Below are 596 nucleotides of genomic sequence, written 5' to 3' on the forward strand. Positions count from 1 at the left end.
CCTGGTTTCGTGCAAGTTCATGCTGTTTGTCTTTTGGAGAAGGTGGGGTAAGAGATGCCGGAATTCCGTTATGAAGTTATAAACATCAAGGGAAAGCCCGAGAAAGGCAAGCTTTCTGCCAATTCTAAACTTGAGGCCCTCCAAATTCTTTCTAGCAGGGGATTTATTGTCAGCTCGATCAAACAGTCATCGACTACACGCAATTATACGAAGGCCTCTCTATTTCCCGCTTCTCAGAAGGAAGTCAGTATCTTCTCTAGACAGCTTGCAACGATGGTTTCTTCCGGTGTTAGGATAAGAGACTCGCTGCAAGTTCTTTCGACTCAAGTTCTTTTTTCAAGAAGATTCAGGAAGATAATCTCCCGTGTTGTTCTTGATATCGAGGGCGGTATGAGTTTTAGCGAATCGCTTGAGAAGACGGGCGTGTTTGAGCCATTGTTTACCAATCTCGTAAAAGCAGGCGAGGCCGGTGGTGTTCTCGACGAGTCTCTCGAAAGGGTTGCAGATTTCTATGAGGGGATGGTTGAGCTTCAGAATCAGGTAAAATCGGCGATGGCTTATCCTCTATTCATGATGGTTTTCGCGGTGGGAATAGT

At 45.6% G+C, this 596-nt stretch carries 1 protein-coding gene; it reads left to right on the forward strand.

Translation table 11 applies throughout. The annotated features are described in order from the left end of the window. Positions 1-54 precede the first annotated feature (54 nt). On the forward strand, positions 55-596 hold a 542-nt coding region (locus tag BG32_RS00960; RefSeq protein WP_183084254.1), incomplete at its 3' end, for a type II secretion system F family protein.

It is taken from the genome of Mesotoga sp. HF07.pep.5.2.highcov (assembly GCF_003666285.1).
In the GTDB taxonomy this organism is placed as follows: Bacteria; Thermotogota; Thermotogae; order Petrotogales; family Kosmotogaceae; genus Mesotoga; species Mesotoga prima.